General features: G+C 45.2%; 19 protein-coding genes. 4 read left to right on the top strand and 15 right to left on the bottom strand.

Going from position 1 to position 21757, the window contains the following annotated elements:
• Positions 1 to 2 precede the first annotated feature (2 nt).
• Positions 3 to 1868: a 1-deoxy-D-xylulose-5-phosphate synthase gene (dxs, locus tag NDJ01_RS19030; RefSeq protein ID WP_005381568.1), complete on the top strand. Its 1866-nt coding sequence runs from the start codon at positions 3 to 5 to the stop codon at positions 1866 to 1868.
• Between the two features lie 58 nt (positions 1869 to 1926).
• On the opposite strand, the gene pgpA is transcribed toward dxs, so the two are convergent.
• The 14 genes from pgpA to NDJ01_RS18960 form a co-directional block, all read right to left on the bottom strand.
• On the bottom strand, positions 1927 to 2433 hold the full coding sequence (pgpA, locus tag NDJ01_RS19025) for a phosphatidylglycerophosphatase A (RefSeq protein WP_258587144.1): 507 nt from the start codon (positions 2431 to 2433) through the stop codon (positions 1927 to 1929).
• Between the two features lie 91 nt (positions 2434 to 2524).
• A complete protein-coding gene (thiL, locus tag NDJ01_RS19020; protein ID WP_047102095.1) occupies positions 2525 to 3490 on the bottom strand; it encodes a thiamine-phosphate kinase in 966 nt (321 codons plus the stop codon).
• A 78-nt stretch (positions 3491 to 3568) separates the two neighbouring features.
• Positions 3569 to 4036 (bottom strand): transcription antitermination factor NusB, encoded by a 468-nt coding sequence (gene nusB, locus NDJ01_RS19015; RefSeq protein WP_005381571.1) that lies wholly within the window; start codon positions 4034 to 4036, stop codon positions 3569 to 3571.
• The gene (ribE, locus tag NDJ01_RS19010; protein ID WP_005381572.1) at positions 4036 to 4506 is read right to left on the bottom strand and encodes a 6,7-dimethyl-8-ribityllumazine synthase; all 471 of its coding nucleotides are present in this window, start codon (positions 4504 to 4506) and stop codon (positions 4036 to 4038) included. Before ribE ends, nusB begins: the two co-directional genes overlap by 1 nt.
• A gap of 169 nt (positions 4507 to 4675) precedes the next feature.
• Positions 4676 to 5785, bottom strand: a complete 1110-nt coding sequence (ribBA, locus tag NDJ01_RS19005) for a bifunctional 3,4-dihydroxy-2-butanone-4-phosphate synthase/GTP cyclohydrolase II (protein ID WP_104974417.1) — start codon at positions 5783 to 5785, stop codon at positions 4676 to 4678.
• A 173-nt stretch (positions 5786 to 5958) separates the two neighbouring features.
• Positions 5959 to 6612: a riboflavin synthase gene (locus NDJ01_RS19000; protein ID WP_053811835.1), complete on the bottom strand. Its 654-nt coding sequence runs from the start codon at positions 6610 to 6612 to the stop codon at positions 5959 to 5961.
• An 8-nt stretch (positions 6613 to 6620) separates the two neighbouring features.
• Positions 6621 to 7748, bottom strand: a complete 1128-nt coding sequence (gene ribD / locus NDJ01_RS18995) for a bifunctional diaminohydroxyphosphoribosylaminopyrimidine deaminase/5-amino-6-(5-phosphoribosylamino)uracil reductase RibD (RefSeq protein WP_193447841.1) — start codon at positions 7746 to 7748, stop codon at positions 6621 to 6623.
• 7 nt (positions 7749 to 7755) lie between these two features.
• Positions 7756 to 8205, bottom strand: a complete 450-nt coding sequence (nrdR, locus tag NDJ01_RS18990; RefSeq protein WP_005381578.1) for a transcriptional regulator NrdR — start codon at positions 8203 to 8205, stop codon at positions 7756 to 7758.
• 206 nt (positions 8206 to 8411) lie between these two features.
• Positions 8412 to 9662, bottom strand: a complete 1251-nt coding sequence (locus NDJ01_RS18985) for a glutamate-5-semialdehyde dehydrogenase (RefSeq protein ID WP_182033333.1) — start codon at positions 9660 to 9662, stop codon at positions 8412 to 8414.
• A gap of 17 nt (positions 9663 to 9679) precedes the next feature.
• Positions 9680 to 10819: a glutamate 5-kinase gene (proB, locus tag NDJ01_RS18980; protein ID WP_005391413.1), complete on the bottom strand. Its 1140-nt coding sequence runs from the start codon at positions 10817 to 10819 to the stop codon at positions 9680 to 9682.
• Between the two features lie 121 nt (positions 10820 to 10940).
• Positions 10941 to 11330, bottom strand: a complete 390-nt coding sequence (crl, locus tag NDJ01_RS18975; protein ID WP_005391414.1) for a sigma factor-binding protein Crl — start codon at positions 11328 to 11330, stop codon at positions 10941 to 10943.
• Positions 11331 to 11445: 115 nt separating this feature from the next.
• Positions 11446 to 12693, bottom strand: a complete 1248-nt coding sequence (gene frsA, locus NDJ01_RS18970) for an esterase FrsA (protein ID WP_005391416.1) — start codon at positions 12691 to 12693, stop codon at positions 11446 to 11448.
• Between the two features lie 91 nt (positions 12694 to 12784).
• Positions 12785 to 13249 (bottom strand): oxytetracycline resistance phosphoribosyltransferase domain-containing protein Tet(34), encoded by a 465-nt coding sequence (tet(34), locus tag NDJ01_RS18965; protein WP_005391418.1) that lies wholly within the window; start codon positions 13247 to 13249, stop codon positions 12785 to 12787.
• A 264-nt stretch (positions 13250 to 13513) separates the two neighbouring features.
• Positions 13514 to 14803, bottom strand: a complete 1290-nt coding sequence (locus NDJ01_RS18960) for an NCS2 family permease (RefSeq protein WP_258587143.1) — start codon at positions 14801 to 14803, stop codon at positions 13514 to 13516.
• Positions 14804 to 15828: 1025 nt separating this feature from the next.
• Here NDJ01_RS18960 and NDJ01_RS18955 point away from each other — a divergent pair.
• Complete coding sequence (locus NDJ01_RS18955; RefSeq protein WP_170903089.1) at positions 15829 to 17301, top strand: aminoacyl-histidine dipeptidase; 1473 nt, start codon at positions 15829 to 15831, stop codon at positions 17299 to 17301.
• Between the two features lie 62 nt (positions 17302 to 17363).
• On the opposite strand, the gene NDJ01_RS18950 is transcribed toward NDJ01_RS18955, so the two are convergent.
• Positions 17364 to 17903 carry a DUF3332 domain-containing protein gene (locus tag NDJ01_RS18950; protein WP_139059808.1) on the bottom strand — a complete coding sequence of 180 codons (540 nt, stop codon included), beginning with the start codon at positions 17901 to 17903 and terminating at the stop codon, positions 17364 to 17366.
• A gap of 329 nt (positions 17904 to 18232) precedes the next feature.
• On the opposite strand from NDJ01_RS18950, the gene NDJ01_RS18945 reads away from it, so the two are divergent.
• Both NDJ01_RS18945 and NDJ01_RS18940 read left to right on the top strand, forming a co-directional pair.
• The gene (locus NDJ01_RS18945; protein ID WP_005391426.1) at positions 18233 to 19300 is read left to right on the top strand and encodes a succinylglutamate desuccinylase/aspartoacylase family protein; all 1068 of its coding nucleotides are present in this window, start codon (positions 18233 to 18235) and stop codon (positions 19298 to 19300) included.
• A gap of 264 nt (positions 19301 to 19564) precedes the next feature.
• Entirely contained in the window at positions 19565 to 21751 is a 2187-nt protein-coding gene (locus NDJ01_RS18940) for a TonB-dependent receptor domain-containing protein (protein ID WP_257889599.1), read from the top strand.
• The last annotated feature ends 6 nt before the right edge of the window (positions 21752 to 21757 follow it).

Raw genomic sequence — 21757 nt, 5'->3', positions numbered from 1 at the left:
ATATGACTCTTGATATTTCAAAGTACCCAACACTGGCGTTAGCAAATACACCGGAAGAATTACGTCTCCTTCCGAAAGAAACATTACCAAATCTGTGTGATGAACTGCGAACGTATCTGCTAAATTCAGTGAGCCAATCTAGCGGACACTTAGCGTCTGGCTTAGGCACCGTGGAGCTAACTGTCGCTCTGCATTATGTTTACAACACCCCTATCGACAAACTGATCTGGGATGTTGGTCATCAGGCTTACCCGCATAAAATCCTCACCGGACGTCGCGATAAAATGCCAACAATTCGCCAAAAGGATGGTCTACACCCTTTCCCTTGGCGTGAAGAAAGTGAATATGACACCTTATCTGTCGGCCACTCTTCGACATCGATTAGTGCAGGTCTTGGCATGGCCATCAGCGCACAAAAAGAAGGTAAAGGTCGTAAAATTGTCAGTGTGATTGGTGATGGCGCAATTACAGCAGGCATGGCATTCGAAGCCATGAACCACGCTGGCGACGTTCATCCTGATATGTTGGTGATTTTGAACGACAACGAAATGTCGATTTCAGAAAACGTCGGCGCCCTGAATAACCACCTTGCGAAAGTACTTTCTGGCAGCTTGTACACTTCTATCCGTGAAGGCGGTAAAAAAGTGTTGTCTGGTGTTCCACCTATTAAAGAGTTGGTTCGCCGTACGGAAGAACACCTCAAAGGCATGGTAGTGCCTGGTACTCTGTTCGAAGAGTTCGGCTTTAATTACATTGGCCCGATTGATGGACACGACGTCAATGAACTCGTCAAAACGCTAAAAAACATGCGTGAGCTCAAAGGCCCTCAATTCCTGCACATCATGACCAAGAAAGGCAAAGGTTATGAGCCTGCCGAGAAAGATCCTATCGGCTACCATGGTGTTCCTAAATTCGATCCAACGCATAATTGTCTGCCGAAGAGCAGTGGCGGTAAGCCAACTTACTCAAAGATCTTCGGTGACTTTTTATGTGACATGGCGGCCCAAGATCCTAAGCTAATGGCAATTACGCCAGCAATGCGCGAAGGATCAGGTATGGTGCGTTTCTCAAAAGAGTACCCAGACCAATACTTTGATGTGGCGATTGCTGAGCAGCACGCAGTGACACTGGCAACAGGCATGGCAATTGCGGGCGATCATCCAATCGTTGCTATCTATTCGACTTTCTTGCAACGTGGTTATGACCAATTGATCCACGACATCGCGATCATGGACTTACCAGTGATGTTTGCGATCGACCGCGCAGGTCTCGTTGGCGCAGATGGTCAAACTCACCAAGGTGCGTTCGATTTGAGCTTTATGCGCTGTATTCCAAACATGGTGATCATGGCGCCAAGCGACGAAAACGAGTGCCGACAAATGCTTTACACTGGCCATAAGCATTCTGGCCCGAGTGCGGTTCGATACCCTCGTGGTAGCGGCATGGGCGTAGAAATCGAAACTGAGTTTACGGCTTTAGAAATCGGTAAAGGACGCATGGTTCGCCAAGGTGAAAAAGTTGCTATTCTGAGCTTTGGTACTTTCTTGGGTAACGCGCTAGAAGCGGCAGAATACCTTAACGCCACTGTTGCTGATATGCGCTTTGTGAAGCCGCTCGATGAAGCATTAATTCGTCAATTAGCCGCAGATCATGACGTGCTCGTGACGTTAGAAGAAAATGTTATCGCAGGTGGTGCAGGTGCGGGTGTCGTTGAGTTCATGATGAAAGATAAAATCATTAAGCCAGTCTTAAACCTAGGTTTACCCGATGAGTTTATTCATCAGGGAACACAAGATGAACTGCATGAAGAGCTTGGTCTCGATGCAAAAGGAATTGAAAAATCCATCTTGGATTATTTAGCAAAATAGCATGTAAAAAGGGATGCTCATGGCATCCCTTTTTTACGTCCAGTGTTTAGTTCATGGTTTAATTCATCCAGCCAGCGTATTTTGCGACTAGAAACAGGGCAACACCAGCCATAATTCCCGCCACGATATCATCAACCATAATACCCAGCCCACCGTGAACTCGCTTATCTAGCCACCCAATTGGCCAAGGTTTTACCATATCGAAAAAACGAAATAAGATGAAGCCAGTGATCAACCACTTCCATTCAGTGAGTGGAATATTCAGTGCAGGTACAATGCTCATCGTAATCCAAAAGCCCGCAAACTCATCCCATACGATTGAACCATGATCATGTACTTTCATGTCTGCAGACGTCACTTGGCATATTTGAATGCCGATCACACACGAAATCAGAACAACAATGACATACGCCGTAAATGGTAATTGTGCCAACAGCAAAAAGAAAGGCACGGCCGCCAGTGTGCCCATTGTTCCAGGGATAAACGGGGATAATCCACTGCCAAAACCCGTCGCCAATAGATGCCACAGATTCTTTAATGAAATCAGAGAAAGAGGGTTGGTCATATCCTTAAACCTATACTGCTAGTTTGGTTTCAATCGTCATGCCTGCGAGTTACTCAATAGTAACAGGCTCTTGGCTAGAGCTTAGCTCAGATCATTTAAAGTGGTCGAAGCCACTTAAGTCCCAATCAAGTGGTTGATTGTTATCATGCAGCTCGAAGGTTCCATTTGGTCGGATTTGACCAATACATGTGACCTTACAGCCAGTATGAGATAAAGCGCTTTGTAACGAGCCTCGATTTTGCTCCGGCACGGTAAAACACAACTCGTATTCTTCGCCACTTGCTAAAGCATACTGCTGCGCGCTGATCTTATCATCTAAAAACTGAACTAATTCTGAAGAGATCGGTAGCTGAGAGACATCAATACTAACCCCAACCTGAGATCGCTGTAAAATGTGCTTAATATCAGAGATTAAACCATCTGAAATATCTATCGCCGACGAGGCTAAGCCAACAAGAGCTTGTCCAGCAAGCACACGCGGAGAACTAAGGTAATGAGCTCGCTCTAGTGCTTCCGCGCCGGCTCTGCTGCGCAGAGAGTCATCTAGAATCACATCCAAGCCAGCTTTTGCATCGCCAAGGTTTCCCGTTACATATACCCAATCCCCAGGCTTGGCTCCGGATCGCGTGAGCGCTTTGTCTTCAGGTACAAAACCTTGCACCGTGAGTGTCAGACACAATGGCCCTTTGGTGGTATCACCGCCTATTAACTGAATACCATAGTAATCAGCCAGTTCGAAAAATGCATCACAGAAAGGAGCAAGCCATTTTTCATCTGGCTCAGGCATCGTTAATGCAAAGCTCACCCACGCAGGCGTTGCGCCCATCGCCGCCAAATCACTGATGTTAGAAGCCAATGCTTTGTGTGCGACCCATGCTGGGTTCGCGTCGGCTAAGAAATGCGTTCCAGCTACCAATGTATCCGTGCTAATCGCAATCTGAACATTAGCTGGCGCTTTGACCAAAGCGCAATCATCACCAGCGGCTAGATGGACATCTTTACGTTGGCTCTGACGACCGACGAAATACTTGTCTATCAGATTAAATTCACCAGACATAATTCACTTACTTTTTGATGTAAAAGCTTTTGATACAAAAAAGGTCAGCATGTGCTGACCTTTTCATTGAAGAAATCGTTATTTCTTACGAATGTGAGGTGCTGCTTTATCAAGTACACCATTCACAAACTTGTGGCTATCTTCTGCTGCAAAAACTTTTGCAAGTTCAATCGCTTCATTGATAACAACTTTGTAAGGAACATCTTCGCGACGAGTCATCTCGTACATAGCAAGGCGAAGAAGAGCAAGTTCCATCATATCTAAATCCTGCATAGGACGAGAGATGTATGGACGAATTTTGCTATCTAGCTCAGCGTGGCTAAGTACAACACCGCTTAATAGTTCACGGAAGTAAGCTACGTCTGTCTCTGGAGCAGCAAGCGCTGGCTCAGATGCATGAAGTTCTTCTTCATCGTATTTGTCGCCAGACAAAAACTGTTCTTCAATCTTGGCAACATTCTCTTTAGTAATTTGCCATGAGTAGATCGCCTGTAGAGCGAATTGACGTGCGTTACGACGTGCGGCTGGTTTCACACTGGCCCCCATTAGGAATCAATTTCAGATAGTACATTAATCATTTCAAGTGCGCTTAGTGCAGCCTCTGCACCTTTATTACCAGCCTTGGTTCCTGCGCGTTCAATCGCTTGATCGATCGTATCAACAGTCAAAACACCAAATGCTACTGGAATGCTGAATTCCATAGACACTTGTGCTAGACCTTTGTTCATTTCACTACAAACATAGTCAAAGTGAGGCGTTCCACCGCGAATAACAGACCCTAGAGAAACAATAGCGTCGAATTTGCCAGTTTTAGCAACACGCTGAGCTACTAGAGGTAGTTCTACGGCACCTGGACAACGCACAACCGTGATGTTGTCTTCGCTTACTTGTCCGTGACGCTTTAGTGTATCGATCGCACCAGAAAGTAGGCTTTCGTTAATAAAACTGTTGAAACGAGAAATAACGATAGCAATTTTTGCATTTGGCGCTGGGAAGCCACCCTCGATCACTTTCATAAGCTTTCCTTTAACTCTATTTATAAGTGAAATATGTTCATCAAGTGAGAATCGCCGGATTCTAGCACAAATTTGTGAGCAATATCTAATGGAAATTGGAGGCAAATCACCGGTTCCTAGCCATTGACGAGTTAAGCACGTCAAAGACTAGGAACTTATTGTTCGGTTGTTACTCGCAGACGTACTCAACAACGTTCAGACCAAAACCACCTAACGCGTGGTACTTTTTGTTGGTCGATGACAGAAGGCGCATATCATGTACACCGAGATCCGCAAGAATCTGTGAACCAACGCCAACACGGCGAGACGTGCCTTGTTTTTTAGCAAGCGTTGGGGCTTCACCTTTGTCTTGCGCTTCGAACATCTTCACGCGATGAATAAGTAGATCGGTCGATTCTTCATGGCCAAGAACAACCAGCACACCACCTTCTTCACCAATGCGTTTCATTGCCTTATCTAGTGTCCAGCTGCGCTCTGCATTACGATCGCTACGTAGTAAGTCGGTAAAAACGTCTTGAAGATGTACGCGAACCAGTGGCGCTTTTTCTTTCAAATCGCCCTTGCACATTGCGTAGTGCACTTGGTTATCAATGGTGTCCTTGTACGTGACTAACGTGAACTCGCCAAACTCTGTCGGTAACTTGCACTCTGCCACACGTTCAATCGTTGTCTCAGTGTTATTGCGGTACTCAATTAGGTCGGCAATAGTGCCCAATTTAATACCGTGCTTCTCTGCAAAGATCTCTAGATCAGGGCGACGAGCCATAGTGCCGTCGTCATTTAAGATCTCAACAATAACCGATGCAGGCTCTAAACCAGCAAGGCGAGCCAAATCACAGCCAGCTTCAGTGTGACCTGCGCGAGTCAGTACACCGCCATCTTGGGCCGCGAGCGGGAAGATATGACCAGGCTGCACCAAATCCGCAGCTTTGGCGCTTGGTGCGACTGCTGCTTGAACGGTACGTGCGCGATCCGCGGCTGAAATACCCGTCGTTACCCCTTCTGCCGCCTCAATAGAAACGGTAAAGTTGGTTGTGTATTGCGCATTATTGTCTTGCACCATTGGTGGCAGACCTAGGCTTTCGCAACGATCTTTGGTCATGGTTAAACAAATCAGGCCACGGCCATAGGTTGCCATAAAGTTGATGGCTTCCGGCGTAATATGCTCGGCAGCCATGATCAAGTCACCTTCATTCTCGCGGTCTTCATCATCCATTAGGATGACCATTTTGCCTGCGCGAATATCATCAATAATTTCTTGTGGCGTACTGATTGGCATAGTCTGTTATCCCGTTATTCTAAATTTGTTATTGCGACAGCAATGAAATATCATGTTGCAGTGAATGCTAGTTAGGTCAATAGTTTGAGCTTTGCACCAAGCAAGTCAATGAATCTCGCGGTGTTCTGTGAGTCTGCTCTTTATCGCATGCCTCACGCAGCCACTCCCAAGACTTATGCAAAACCGTTTTGCTGTAAAAAGTCCATCGTGATACGAGACTCGGCCTTATCTTCTTGCTGTCCTTGCAGTAAACGCTCCATATAACGCGCAAGTACATCAACTTCTAAGTTGACTTTGCGCCCCACTTGAAACTGGTCAATCGTAGTTTCTTCACTCGTATGAGGAACGATCGTCAGCTTAAAAGCATTTTTACGTAAGTCGTTGACGGTTAGGCTAATACCATCAACAGTAATCGAGCCTTTCTCTGCGACGTACTTGCTAATTTCCGCAGGCATTGCAACCCAAAACTCTATCGCGCGGCCAACTAAATTGCGTTCGACAATTTCACCAACCCCATCGACATGACCTGAAACGATATGTCCACCCAATCGCGTTGTTGGTAACATGGCTTTTTCTAGATTCACCTTATCGCCCACTTGGTATTCAGCAAACCCAGTTTTCTTCAAGGTTTCTAATGACAGATCAGCACTGTAATAGTGGCTTCCGAAGTCAACTACCGTTAAGCAAACACCATTGGTCGCGATGCTATCGCCTAACTTAACGTCTGACATATCAAGCGTCCCCGTTTCAACCGTGACGGTGATATCTTCGCCCTTCGGCGTAATCGCAGCTAACTTGCCAACTGCTTCTACTATTCCTGTAAACATACTATTTCTTATCTAAGTTCATTACGTTTGATGGTGGCGGTGATACGAATGTCTACCCCGACCATACGAACGTCTGTAATGTTTAAATCAATGACGTCAGCCATAGCGCTTAATCCTAAAGCACCGATAAGCCCCCGACCATCGCTGCCCATGAGTTTTGGCGCAAGGTAAACAATGAGCTCATCTACAAGATTAGCCTTTATCATCGCACTCGCTAGCGTGGCTCCAGCTTCAACCCATAAGTGATTGATGTGGTGCTCATCCGAGATACGTTTTAATGTTGTTGATAAGTCAATTTGGTCAGCGCTGTCCAATAGAGGGATACAGTCTCCATCTGGGCTAACAATAACTCGCTCTCCATCGGTGTGGAACAGCTTGAGCGCATCCGTTAAATGGTTCTGACGGTCTAAGATTACACGTACTGGTTGACGAAGTTCTTCTCGTAAATACTGCGCTTGAACACTGGTAGGTAAGTCATCCCAACGCACATTGAGTGACGCATTATCATCAATCACCGTTTTGCTGGTAGAGAGAATACCACCACTCATCGCTCGATAACGCTGCACATCTTGGCGGGCCGCTGGGGAGGTGATCCATTGGCTCTGCCCATTGCTGAGTGCGCTTTGCCCATCCAAACTGGCTGCCATTTTTAATTGAACAAACGGCATGCCTGTACGCATGTACTTTATAAAACCAGGGTTAAGGGCAAGGGCATCTTGCTCTAACAAGCCGATTTGTACTTCAATTCCGGCATCACGCAACATCTGGATGCCCCGCCCCGCAACTTTAGGGTTTGGGTCTACCATTGCGCAAACCACACGTGCCACTTTAGCTTTGATTAGCCCTTCAGCACATGGCGGTGTACGGCCGTAATGAGAGCAAGGTTCGAGCGTCACATAAGCGGTTGCACCAACTGCTTTTTCACCCGCCATGCGCATCGCGTGCACTTCGGCATGCGGCTCACCAGCGCGGTGGTGATAGCCCTCACCAACAATTTCTTCATCACGAACGATGACGCACCCCACATTTGGATTTGGGGCGGTGGTATAAATGCCACGTCTCGCTAACTTAATAGCTCGTGACATCATGGCGAAATCTAAATCAGAAAACGCTCTTTCAGGAGTGTGTTGAGTCATGAGCTACTCAGTCTTCTAGGCGGGCAATCTCTTCGCCAAACTCGCGAATGTCTTCAAAACTGCGGTAAACTGAGGCGAAACGGATATAAGCGACCTTGTCGAGTTCTTTGAGTTGGTCCATGACTAAATTACCAATCATTTCACTCGGAACCTCTCGTTCACCCGTCGCACGCAGTTGTGATTTGATCATGCTGATCGCTAACTCTATAGAATCGGCACTCACTGGGCGTTTCTCTAATGCGCGCTGAATACCGCCAACCATTTTATCTTCATCAAATGGTTCACGGTTGCCATTCGATTTGATCACTTTAGGCATCACTAACTCTGCGCTTTCAAACGTAGTAAAACGCTCGCTACACGCCAAGCACTGACGGCGACGTCGAACTTGATGGCCATCAGCCACTAAGCGGGAATCAATAACTTTGGTATCGTTCTCGGAACAAAAAGGACAATGCATATCACCTCCATATCTATACCAAAATAACCTCATGAGCAATCACGAATAACCACGCGTTCATGGTTATACGGACTCTATTAAAGCTATTTGGGTATAACGCTTTCAAACCGAAATAAAAGCTCATGTAGTGTAGCGGAATTGGTATGTTAGACAAAACAAAAAGGGGCCCAAAGGCCCCTTTTTCACTCAAGATCTCGTTGAATGTGTTAACTGCGTGCTAAGTAATTCGCTTTACCAACCCACTTGTAGCTAGTTAGCTCTTCTAAACCCATTGGACCACGGGCATGTAGCTTTTGCGTAGATACTGCGACTTCTGCGCCAAGGCCAAATTGCGCACCGTCTGTAAAGCGCGTTGAAGCATTCACATAAACCGCCGCCGAACCGACAGAATTGATGAACAGTTCTGAGTTTTCCAAACTATTGGTCATGATCGCATCTGAGTGGCTCGCGTTATGAACACGCATATGATCAATTGCATCTTTCACATCAGACACGACTTTTACACCAAGGGTGTAGCTCAACCATTCCGTATCAAAGTCACCTTCAACAGCATCGCGAACTTGTTTCGCTTGCTCCATGAGTTCTTTTGCTTTTGGCTCTGCCACGAACGTCACTTTTTCGTCCATACGCTCAACGATCATTGGCAGAAACTGTGCTGCAATTTTTTCATGCACGAGCAGCGTATCTAATGAGTTACACGCAGATGGACGTTGAACTTTAGAGTTCTCAACCACATTCAGGGATTTCTCTAGATCAGCGGATTCGTCGACAAAGATATGGCTGATACCAAAGCCGCCAATAATCACCGGAATCGTGCTGTTTTCTTTACACATTTTGTGTAGGCCAGCACCACCGCGTGGAATGATCATGTCGACGTAATCGTCCAGTTTAAGCAGTTGAGAGACTAGCTCACGATCTGGCTTTTCAATGTACTGAACCGAAGCGGCAGGAAGGTTCGCCTTTGCTAGCGCAGACTGAATAACCTTTACCAATTCCATATTCGAGAAAAATGTCTCTTTGCCGCCACGCAAAATGCTTGCGTTGCCGGTTTTCAAGCACAGCGCCGCAATATCAATAGTCACGTTAGGACGCGCTTCATAAATTACGCCTACAACACCCAGTGGTACGCGGCGACGAGACAGTGACATCCCATTTTCCAGTACCTTACTGTCGATTTCGCTGCCTACAGGATCGTTCAAGCTAATGACGTTGCGAACATCATTCGCAATTGCAGTCAATCGTTCTTCATTCAGCAAAAGGCGATCAAGCAGTGCATCGGTTAAACCCGCTTCACGGCCAAGTTCGATGTCTTTAGCGTTTGCCGCCAAAATAGCAACGGAGTTTGCTTCTAGCTCATCAGCAATGATGGCTAATGCTTGGTTCTTCTGCGCAGTTGACGCTGTCGCTAATTCGAAAGCTGCATCTTTAGCAGCTTTACCCATATTCGTTAAATCCACTTTGCTTCCCTCTAATTCTATTCCTGAATGACGACCAAATCATCGCGATGAATCACCTCAGAGCCATAATCATGCCCCAAAATAGAGATGATATCTTTACTGTGCTTACCAGTAATTTTAGTTAGGTCATCACTTGAGTAGGCGCTGATGCCACGAGCCACCAACTTACCGTGAGAATTTGTTACACGCGCCACTTCGCCTCGTGCAAAGTCACCACTTACTTTGATTACCCCTTTAGCAAGTAAGCTACTGCCCTTACCGACCACTGCATTTACCGCACCATCATCAATAATGATGTCGCCCGATGCCGCAGGTCCCGCCAGAATCCAGCGTTTACGGTTTTCTAAAGCTTCAGCGCAAGGTAGGAAGCGTGTGCCTTGTGGCTCTGCACTCAAAGAGTCAAAGATAACATTCGGTGCACTACCGGCAGCAATAATAACCTCGATACCAGCGCGGCGAGCGATGTCTGCGGCTTGCAGCTTCGTTGCCATACCGCCAGTACCCAATGTTGTACCACTTCCTCCTGCGATTTTACGCAGCGTATCGTCGATGGTTTTTACTTCCTTGATCAACTCTGCATTTGGGTCTTTACGAGGGTCAGCAGTAAACAGACCTTTTTGGTCAGTTAAAAGTAAGAGCTTATCTGCACCACATAAAATGCCTACCAAAGCGGAAAGGTTGTCGTTATCGCCCACTTTAATCTCACTGGTCGCAACGGCATCATTTTCGTTTACGATTGGAATAATATCGTTCGCAACGAGCGCATTGATGGTGTCACGTGCGTTTAAGAATCGCTCGCGATCTTCTAAATCAGCACGAGTTAGTAGCATTTGGCCGATCTTGATACCGTAAATACCAAACAAAGACTCCCATGTTTGAATCAAGCGACTTTGCCCTACCGCCGCAAGTAATTGTTTACTCGCCATCTCGTTGGGCAATGCGGGGTAACCAAGATGCTCACGGCCTGCTGCAATAGCACCAGACGAAACCATTACCACTGAATGGCCTTGTTTTTTAAGCTCAGCACACTGGCGCGCTAACTCAACCATGTGAGCACGGTCGAGTGCCAGAGTGCCGCCTGTCAGCACACTTGTACCCAGTTTCACAACGACAGTTTGTGGTTGTGAAACAACTGCATTTTGTTGATTCGTTGTCATGATGTCTTCTGAAGTGAAAAACAAATAAAGAGAGGATGTTTTAACAATCAAAGAGGGAATTAACAAGAGAAAAGGTGCGTTTTCGCACCTTTTTGTTTGGTATTAAATGAAAACAACCAAATTAAGCGAAATCGAAAGACTCCGTGTGATATTCGACTTCTAATTTGAAGTGTTCTTCTAAAGTATCAACCAGCTTTTGATGGAATGTGCTCTGCGTCAGATACACTTCCTCTACCGCTTTTTTAGGCAGGGCTTCCGATACCCATTGCCCTTCTTTGTTGTACTTGCCGATATGATATTTGGCAGTAAAGCCTCCTTCGATGGATTCTAAATCCATCCACCAGCCCCAAAATTCACGCTTCTCAGGCGATTTTTTGTCGTCTACACAAACAGATAGACAATCAAAATAATAGCGCCCTTCTTGCGATTGTGGTTCGCGCAGGTAAGGCCCTATCGCCTTCAACTTTGACATCAAGCGAAAGTGAGTCGGGCCCTGAGTCGTCTCTGACATATGAATCTCCGTTTTCATAGTTAAAAGTAAACACCCAAGAATGATTATTATTTTTAATTATCATGAGCTTATTTTTTGCTCAGATATATCACTTTTAACTAATTTAGGAGAATTGTCACCCTAATAATTCATCTTCTAGCCACTTTATGGCTAAATCGAGGGATTGCTCATATCCTTTTGTAATCGTTTTGGAACTGATTTTTTTCGCTCTGCCATACTGGCTAAACAGCGCGACGAGTTGGTTATCACTGTGTGGAGACACCGGATCGCCTTCAAGGCTCAAAGCTAAAATAGGTACTTTGGTTTTTCTACTGCTCAAGAAGCCCTGAACCTTCAATGACCAGGCCATCATCTGGCCCGCCATGCTATTAATATCAACCGCGCTTTTCCCTAAGCGAGAAGCCAACAGATCCAGATACATCTTCGGCATTTTTTGCAGCTTCTCAGGGGAAGTAAAAATATCATGTACGGGTGCGCCGAGGGCTACACAAGCTTTGATCTTCTCTTGCTCAACAAAAGAGAGTCGGATCATGGCATTACCACCAAAACGAAATCCAACTAACCCCACTTTGTGATGATCCACCCAAGGCAATGAATACAGCTCATTTAGTACCGCTTGGTGCAGACAGCTTGAGTTCTCAGTCAAAGGCCAGTGAGAACTGTGCCCTACCGAAGGCATGTCAACCGTCAACATCGCAATATCTCGTGGTGCAAGATGATTGCGGAACAAACGCCACATGTCGGTTTGTAACGTATCGAGACCAGCGCTCACCATCACCACAGGCAGTTGTTTGTCGGTTCTTGGCAAATGAAGGTTCGCGATGATTTTGCGATTTTGGTAAGGCACTTCAATTTGCTTGATGGTGTACTTGGTCTTCTCTGCGCCGTCAGAGTACGCTTTGTTTGCCAGCACTTGAGCCTGCAAGGCCAAATTATCATTCTTCAGATGTGGGTAGCCTGCGATACTAAAACACAAAGAAGCGGTGAATAGTTCATCGGCGGCCTCCTCACCTTGCATTTCATTTGAACGCTTCTGATGCTCCATGCCGAGCTTAATCCACTCAAATGTCCAGTTACCGTTGTGGTATCCCATTACGGTGTCTAACCAATCATCATTGGTTCGAGAGTGGGAAGAAGAAGCGATTTTAGAAAGCACACCTTCCATCTCTATCGGAGACAACCCTTGCCAAGCCCATTGCAAGCGGCGCAAATGACGATACCAAGCACGATCACCCTGCGCCTCTCGCTCATCAAGTATTTTTTGACTGGTCGGCATGTACTGGGTAAGCGCAGAGGTTTCTTTTGCTTGCTTATGTTTCACGAACAAAGTTTCGGAAAGATTTTTACTGACGTCTTCAGACATAGGAAGAACCTTAGGCTATTAGCATGAGTTGTTATGATAATAAAAAAAATGCCCCTATACAGGGGCATTTCTCAATATTCTTTAATAGCGTTTATTTTTGCTTGCGGTTTACAGGCTCAGCGTACTGGATTGACATATCCCAAGGTTGTTCAATCCAAGTGTCTTGCGCGATATCTACCACATAATCATCTAGCAACGCTTTGCCTGAAGGTTTTGCACACACAGCGATCATCTTCGCTTTTGGATACATCTCACGTAGTTTGCGCGCCGTATCACCACTGTCTACTAGGTCTTCAACGATTAGGTAACCTTCACCATCGCCTTCAGGTGCTTTTAGTACTGTCATATCGCGCTGATGATCATGGTCGTAGCTTGAAATACAGATTGTATCAACGTAACGAATACCCAGTTCACGAGCCAAGATAGCGCCAGGAACCAAACCACCGCGGCTTACCGCCCAAATCCCTTTCCATTGCTCAGCTGGCATTTGTTTTTCAGCCAGTTCACGGCAGTAAGTCTGCATTGCATCCCAAGTGATAATGAATTTTTTACTCATTGTAATAACCTAATAATTTGAAAATATGCATCCTCAAAATCTAGCGAACTCACTCAAAAGCGGAATGCTCACTGACCTCTCCAAAACGTATGGAGATGAGGATTTCAAGCTGCGCAAACGATTATTCTACCGAAACACACCGCTAATACCAACGGTGATATCAAAATTCTCTGCCTATTCCGCAGAAAAACCGTCTGAAGTGAACAACGTGAAAAAAGAAAAAGCCAGCGTGAATAAATCCACACTGGCTTTTTGCTCGAGAAATTAACCGACGAGGTATTTGACGATGAAGATGGCAGACATCACCCACACACTCATCGACACTTCACGGCCCTTGCCGCTGAATAATTTGATCGCCGCGTACGCGATAAAGCCTAACGTAATACCCTCTGCAATCGAGAACGTTAATGGCATCACCAAACAAGTCACAACAACTGGTGATGCTTCCGTTAGGTCACGCCAATCAATGCTTACCAGTCCAGACAGCATCAAAATCGCGACATAGAACAGAGCGCCCGATGTTGCGTAAGCTGGGATCATTCCTGCTAGTGGTGAGAACAACAGAGCAAGTAGGAAGAGCACACCAACAACCACTGCTGTTAGACCAGTACGACCACCAGCCGCCACACCAGAAACACTCTCAATGTAAGATGTGGTGTTTGAGGTACCAAGTAATGCACCTACTGACGTTGCCGTTGAGTCTGCAAGTAACGCTTTGTTTAGACGCGGGATGTTGCCATTCTCATCCGTGAGGCCTGCTTTTTGAGAAACACCAACTAGCGTACCTGCGGTATCAAACAAATCGACAAATAGGAAAGCAAACACAACGGAAATCATGCCAACTTCAAACAAACTAGAGAAATCCAGTTGCATGAAAGTGGGTGCAATGCTTGGTGGCGTTGACATAATGCCGCTCCACTGCACATCACCAAATAGAAGGCCAAGCGCTGTAACACCAAGAATGGCGATCATCACCGCACCTTTCACACCACGGTGAACAAGCGCGATAGTAAGGAAGAAACCAATCGCAGCCAATACAGATGGCAATGATGTGATGTCTCCCATAGAAACTAATGTCGCAGGGTTATCAACGACGATGCCTGCATTTTTTAATGCGATAAATGCTAAGAAAAGACCGATACCAGCTGAAATACCAGTTCTAAGAGAATGCGGGATCGAGTTAATAATCCACTCACGGATCTTAAATATACTCAAAAGAATAAACAGCAGGCCTGAAACAAACACCGCCGCTAACGCAACTTGCCACGTATAGCCCATCCCCAACACAACAGAGTAAGTGAAAAATGCGTTCAGCCCCATTCCTGGTGCTTGTGCAATTGGGTAGTTGGCAACAAATCCCATGATGAAACAGCCGATAGCGGCCGCAAGACAAGTTGCAACAAAAATGGCACCACGGTCCATACCGGTATCCGACAGGATCGCTGGGTTTACAAAAATAATGTAAGCCATGGTTAGGAAGGTGGTAACACCTGCAATGATCTCAGTGCGCACATTTGTGCCATTGTCACTGAGCTTAAAAAGCCTCTCGAGCATGATCGAATCCTGTAAAGGTAAAAAGTAAACGGTTGCGTAATCGATTGGCGGGAATTATAAAGTTATCAAATAGCAAATTCTAGATAGAATCTTCACTCTAATGCGATTTTTTTCTTTGGATATGAAACCCATTCGCTAATTCTTAAAAGCAAAACAGGAAATATATTCTTATAAAACAACAATTAATAGTTATCGTTCAGAACCCAACAACAGAATAAAAACTGAACAATGTACTAAACTTTCAAATAGAAACTGGGCGTTTTAAGCGTCATATCTAGGTGGATTTGACGGGGAAGTCGATAAAACTAAAGAACGGAGAATAGAATCTAGCCTTGATGGCAGAAAATGTGTCAGAAAGAGAAAGTGGAGATAAAAAAACGCCACCCAATTTGGGTGGCGGCGAATCATGTCAGCACTATCACTGAAAAAAAATTCCAATTTATAGGGGTGAACAAACTGTTCGAGTCACATGCGTTGACTTCACTTAGTAGCCAAAGCTTGTTGGGTATACAAAGTTGCCGGTGTAAACAGACTTGCTATTCCAGAACATTGTACTTGGTAAACCTTTCATAACTATCACCTTTTAAATCAATTAAACATTCGTTGATTTCTCGGTTCCTTGGAGGCGATAAAACGGACTCATCCTTTGAGCATTTCATTCTTCTCTCAGAAGCTGGTTACAAATATACCACCAAGAAATTTAATTACAAGCCTTTTAGTGATTTAAATCACAAAAAATGTACAAATTGATCTTTATCAGAGTTTAAATGTAATTAAATTACAGTTTTGTGAATTAAAAAATAAAGCCACTTTCAGAATGTATGATAAAGAACACATAGTGCCTGTTATTGTGTTCACAAACTGTGACAGTTCTGAGAGAAATCCTTGTGCACGCGACTACTCGTACTCCTTATCTGGTGGTATGCTAAACGGCAATTTGAAGGCCAAATCGTCTAGCATTTAATGCTATCTCGACAATATTTTTACGGTATATATTTGGCAAAGCACATCAAAAGGAGTCCTCCGTGTCTGAGTTCCATTCTGAGATCAGTACCTTATCACCTGCTCCACTTTGGCAGTTTTTCGATAAGATTTGTTCTATCCCTCACCCATCTAAACATGAAGAAGCATTAGCACAGTACATTATCAACTGGGCAACAGAGCAAGGCTTTGACGTTCGCCGTGATCCAACCGGTAACGTGTTCATCAAAAAGCCCGCGACACCTGGAATGGAAAATAAGAAGGCTGTTGTACTTCAAGCACACATCGACATGGTGCCGCAGAAAAACGAAGACACCGAACACGACTTCACCAAAGATCCAATCCAACCTTACATCGATGGCGAATGGGTAACGGCGAAAGGCACGACGCTTGGTGCAGATAACGGGATTGGTATGGCTTCTTGCCTTGCTGTATTGGCATCTAAAGACATTAAGCACGGCCCAATCGAAGTTCTGCTGACGATTGATGAAGAAGCAGGCATGACTGGCGCATTTGGTCTTGAGGCTGGTTGGTTAGAAGGTGAGATCCTTCTCAACACAGACTCTGAACAAGAAGGCGAAGTCTACATGGGTTGTGCTGGTGGTGTTGATGGCACCATGACTTTCGGCATTTCTCGAGAAGCAACGCCTGCCGGTTTCGTAACACGCCAACTGACGCTGAAAGGCCTAAAAGGTGGTCACTCAGGTTGTGACATTCACACAGGTCGCGGTAATGCCAACAAATTACTTGGTCGTTTCCTCGCGGGTCATGCGCAAGAGCTTGATTTACGTTTGGTAGAATTCCGTGGTGGTAGTTTACGTAATGCAATCCCTCGCGAAGCGTTTGTCACTGTCGCTCTTCCTGCAGAAAACCAAGACAAGCTTGCTGAGCTGTTCAACCACTACACTGAGCTGCTGAAAACTGAACTGGGTAAAATCGAAACAGGTATCGTAACCTTTAATGAATTGCTCGCTACTGACGCGCAAGTATTTTCAATCGCCGATCAGCAACGCTTCATTGCCGCACTTAACGCATGCCCAAATGGCGTCATGCGCATGAGCGACGAAATTGAAGGTGTGGTCGAAACGTCACTGAACGTTGGCGTGATCACTACTGAAGAAAATAAAGTGACAGTTCTGTGTCTGATTCGCTCTTTGATTGACTCTGGCCGCAGCCAAGTTGAGAGTATGCTACGTTCAATTGCTGAATTAGCAGGCGCACAAATTCAGTTCTCAGGTGCTTACCCTGGCTGGAAGCCAGATGCAGATTCCGAGATCATGGCAATTTTCCGTGATATGTATGAAGGCATTTACGGTCATAAGCCGAACATCATGGTCATCCATGCTGGTCTTGAGTGTGGCCTGTTTAAAGAACCATACCCACACATGGATATGGTGTCTTTCGGTCCAACAATTAAATTCCCTCACTCACCAGATGAGAAAGTGAAGATTGATACCGTTCAGCTGTACTGGGACCAAATGGTCGCGCTTCTAGAGGCAATTCCAGAGAAAGCGTAATTCAAGCACGAAAAACGACAAAGGGTGCTTTACGGCACCCTTTTTTGTTTGGCTGGACCAAATTACACGCGATTTTGCGTATAAGCAGCTAGCTCATCCATTGAAGTTTGTGCAACGACTTCACCATCAATGTAGTAAGTGACAAACTCACCATCGCGCACACCCATGAGTGTCGCCTTCTCGCCGTTATTGTAAGTAATATCCATTTGAACAGTATTCTCATCGATTTGCTGCATTCGACCCTGCTCAATAACACGGTTATTCGCTAACGGTGCAATTGGCGCCGTCGTTAACGATTTATCTAACTGGTGGTTTACATCGATGTAAGTATCCATCTTTGTATCGAAGATATGTGGCTTACCATTTAAAGGGTTCTTACCCGTCCAAAACTCTAGAGAGTTAAACACGATGTAGTCCGCTGCGATTGCGACACCATAAACAGGTGCTAAAAGCATGTTTAGACCACCTCGAGCGTAACGGTTATCTACAGCTTTCAAGTTAAACCCCATGACATAACCTGTCACGGCATTACTGCCAACGCAACCTGAAAGTGAAACTGCTAAAGCAGTCAATGCACCAATTTTAGCAATTGCCTTTTTCATCAAAACCTCTAGTTAGAAATGTTAGACCTCAAATTCGGCGCGGATATTATCGGATAAAAAGTAGGGTTAAAAGTCCGTTTTTTTGTCCCTCATTATCAGTATTATTTTTAATACAGTCACATTTTTTAAGCCTATGATTGCTCTTCCTTCTGTACCTCTCGTTATGTATTAAACTGATATAAAAGATCATATTGAAAACAAAAACGTCACACATGCTGAGATTTCGCGCATGACGATTAAAGTAATTTGTCGTGTCCTTAATGAGAATGATTAGTACGATTTTGCAGCAATTGTTACATTGCTGATAACGCATTTGACAGAGATGGTTTATGGCCAGAAGTAAAAAAAGCAAAGTGTTTGAGCTCTTAGGGCATCAAATACAACCAGGACAACGATTAGAGATCGAATTTGAAGCAGCGAAGCTATACACACATTCGCCTTTATCTATTCCTGTGGAAATCATCCATGGGAAACAAGAAGGGCCTGTGTTAATGGTCAATGCTGCTATCCATGGTGATGAGCTTAATGGCGTAGAAATCGTTCGTCAGATCATTAACCAACTGGATCCACAAAAACTGAAAGGCACTGTCATTGCAGTACCTATCGTTAACGTTTTTGGTTTCATCCATAAATCACGGTACTTGCCCGATCGACGAGATCTCAACCGTTGCTTTCCTGGCAGTGAAAAAGGCGCGCTTGCATCTCGAATGGCACACGGGTTCTTTAACAACATTGCCAAGCGTTGTGACTACATCTTGGATCTGCACACCGGAGCCATTCACCGCACGAACCTGCCACAGATTCGCGCAAACTTAAGCAACCCAGAAACTCTGCGTATTGCTCAGGCGTTTGCGACGCCAGTGATTGTTGATTCAGCATTGCGTGATGGCTCTTTGCGCAGTGAAGCAGAAAAATGTGACATCCCCGTGCTCACCTACGAGGCTGGCGAAGCATTGCGTTTTGATCCACTTTCGATCAGCGCTGGTGTACTCGGGGTTCGGCGCGTAATGCAAGCCATTGGTATGTTGCGTGCGAGCAGGAAAAAGCTGCCAGAGCCTATCATAGCGAAGTCCACCAGCTGGGTTCGTGCGTCAGGTAACGGTATTTTGCGTACTGTCGTTAATCTGGGAGACAAAGTGGAACAGGGTGAAACGCTCGCCTATATCAGCTCTCCTCTTGGACATGATGAGGTAGAGCTCAAAGCGCCTAAGCGTGGCTTGGTGATCGGTCAACAAACTTTGCCACTGGTTAATGAAGGCGATGCGATCTTCCACCTTGCTTACTTCAACCAAGGTGATGATTCGGTAGAACAAGCCGTTGAAAGTTACATTGAAGGACTGACCGAGTTCGATGTCGAGCCACTGACTACCGGACAGATCCCGTTAGAAACTCAGTAATTCCTACCAAGTACGCACTTGATTAGCTCGAAAGGAGCAACAGTGCTCGCACCATCTTGTTTAAAAGCCAATGAGCTCAGCGTCCATGATGCTGGGCTTTTTGTTTTCTGTAAGCTAACGATACTCATCGTAGTTTCCACGAATGGATAAAAAACTTTACAAGCCATCGCAAAAACACATTTGATAATTAATCTCATTATCATTTATTAATCGTAATAATGTTCTTATAATCCGAGCTTCATAAAAACACTATAAATCATCAATATGAAACGATTAAAAAGTCACCCATTCAAAGTAAATCTCATTTCACTGACTTTGCTCTTCCCTCTTTATTCATATGCCGAGACAACGCCAAATGAAGAGCTCGAAGTCATCGGTGTGCGTTATGCCAAACCCATCACCGTTGCTGAGCCTGCGCAAACCACCATTAATTGGTCAGAGATTGAAGAGCAACAGTACTCCAATTTTGCCTCAATGATCGATGCCGTTCCGGGCGCATCATTAGATGGCGGCGGCCGTTCCGGCGGCGAACGTATTAATATTCGTGGTTTTGATGATCCAAGCGATATCGCCGTATTTGTCGATGGCGCTCCAATTGGCTTTCAACAATACCGCTACGGAACTTTCTTTTTTGATCCGTTCTTGATTGGTGAAGCAGAAATTATCAAGGGCGCGCACGACTATCGAGCACTCAACGGAAAGTTTGGTGGCTCCATTCGCATTAAAACCAAAAGTGTCGATGATCTCCTTTACGGCGACAGAAACTTTGGTGCTCGCATCTCAAGTGCATATAACAACAACGGCGATGAGAATGCCTACACGCTAACACTCTATGGTAAAAACGATGCTGGTTTTTATTTTCTAGCGAATGGCTCTGTAAAAGATTCTGATGACATTAAAGTCGGTGGTGGTGAAACGTTGGATTACTCAGGTTATGAGCAAGAAAACATGCTCGTAAAAGTCGGTTATGAAAACAACGATCACGAGTTTGAAATTAGCCACACGCGCTATAAAGATGAAGGTCGTAAACCTTGGGCTAACCGCCGCGGGAAAATGCCTAACATCACTGAGTACAACATCAAGAAATACGGATCATTAGAAAAAGCCAAATACGCATACACCGTCGATAATAAATACACGGATAACACCACGACCATCTCTTACCACTACATGCCGACTAATCCGTATATTGATTTCAATATCAAAATGGCACGTTCTGAAAACGATCGTCACTGGGTTCGCCCTGACGTGGCATTCGAGAAAATGTTCGTTTCTGTTGGCAGTTACGGTCACGAGTCTTGGTTAAGTTACGAGCGAGACTATGCTGATGTGTTTAACCAAGCGCAGTTCGGAGACCACACTCTAGTCACAGGGCTTCAATATCAAAAAACCGATAGAGACTCATTAGTATTCAACGCATCATACGACAGTAATGAAGCCAAAAACTACGGTTGGTATACCCCTTACTACGAACCATCTGGCACTCAGTCAATTTATGCGGCTTACATTGCTGATCACTATCAAGCAACAGACCGTCTAACCATCACACCTTCTCTGCGTTACGAATACATTAAGAGTGAAGGAAAAGGGAACGCTGCGCCGGATTATAATGACCCAGCCGCTGGACATGACTACGGTGAAACGACGCATAAAGGCTTTAGCCCACGTTTGGATATCGACTTTGATGCGACCAATAATACGCGTTTAAACGCCTCCTACGCCTACGCTTTAAAAGCACCAACCGTTGATAACATCTACTCAGTGCAATATGCGCGAGCTACCGCTACGGCTACTGCTTTGAATCTGGACGTGTCTCGTATCCATGCTTATCAAGCAAGCGTTATCAACTTAACGGAAGGGCTGGTGAACTCTCGCGATAACCTCGCAACAGAGTTAACTTTGTTCTATAACGATGTTAGCGACACAGTTGATATACGAACGGGCGAAAACCTCGACAAAAATACTACTGAGTTACAAAGCTGGAATACAAACCTAGATGGCTTTAAAAACTACGGCTTTGAGCTAATTTCACAATACCGGATTGAAGATTTCTACAGTAATTTCTCAGCAAGTTACATTCGCGGCAAAAACAAAGGTAGCCTATCTGACTCGACAGGTTCAGATGATGATCACCCTGATGTGCCACCATTAAATATCAACTTAGGTTTAGGTTACGAATGGATTCCAGGTTTACGCACTGGCTGGGAAGTCCGTTGGTATGATGCGCAAACCAAAACCAAGGCAAGCGGTAACAATTTAAAAGTGAAATCGCCAAGTGAGCAATACACGCTACAAAACGCTTACGTGGTTTGGGAAATACAACAAGTCGAAGGCTTGAGTGTTGGCGCGGTTGTGAAAAACTTAACCGATCGTTACTACGAAGCATACCTATCTAATGGCGTGCCTTCGCCTGGTCGCGAAGTCAAACTGCACCTCACTTATCAATACTAACCATAC

It is taken from the genome of Vibrio sp. HS-50-1 (assembly GCF_024747315.1).
GTDB classification, from domain to species: domain Bacteria; phylum Pseudomonadota; class Gammaproteobacteria; order Enterobacterales; family Vibrionaceae; genus Vibrio; species Vibrio diabolicus.
This window is presented reverse-complemented; position numbering and strand designations above follow the sequence as displayed.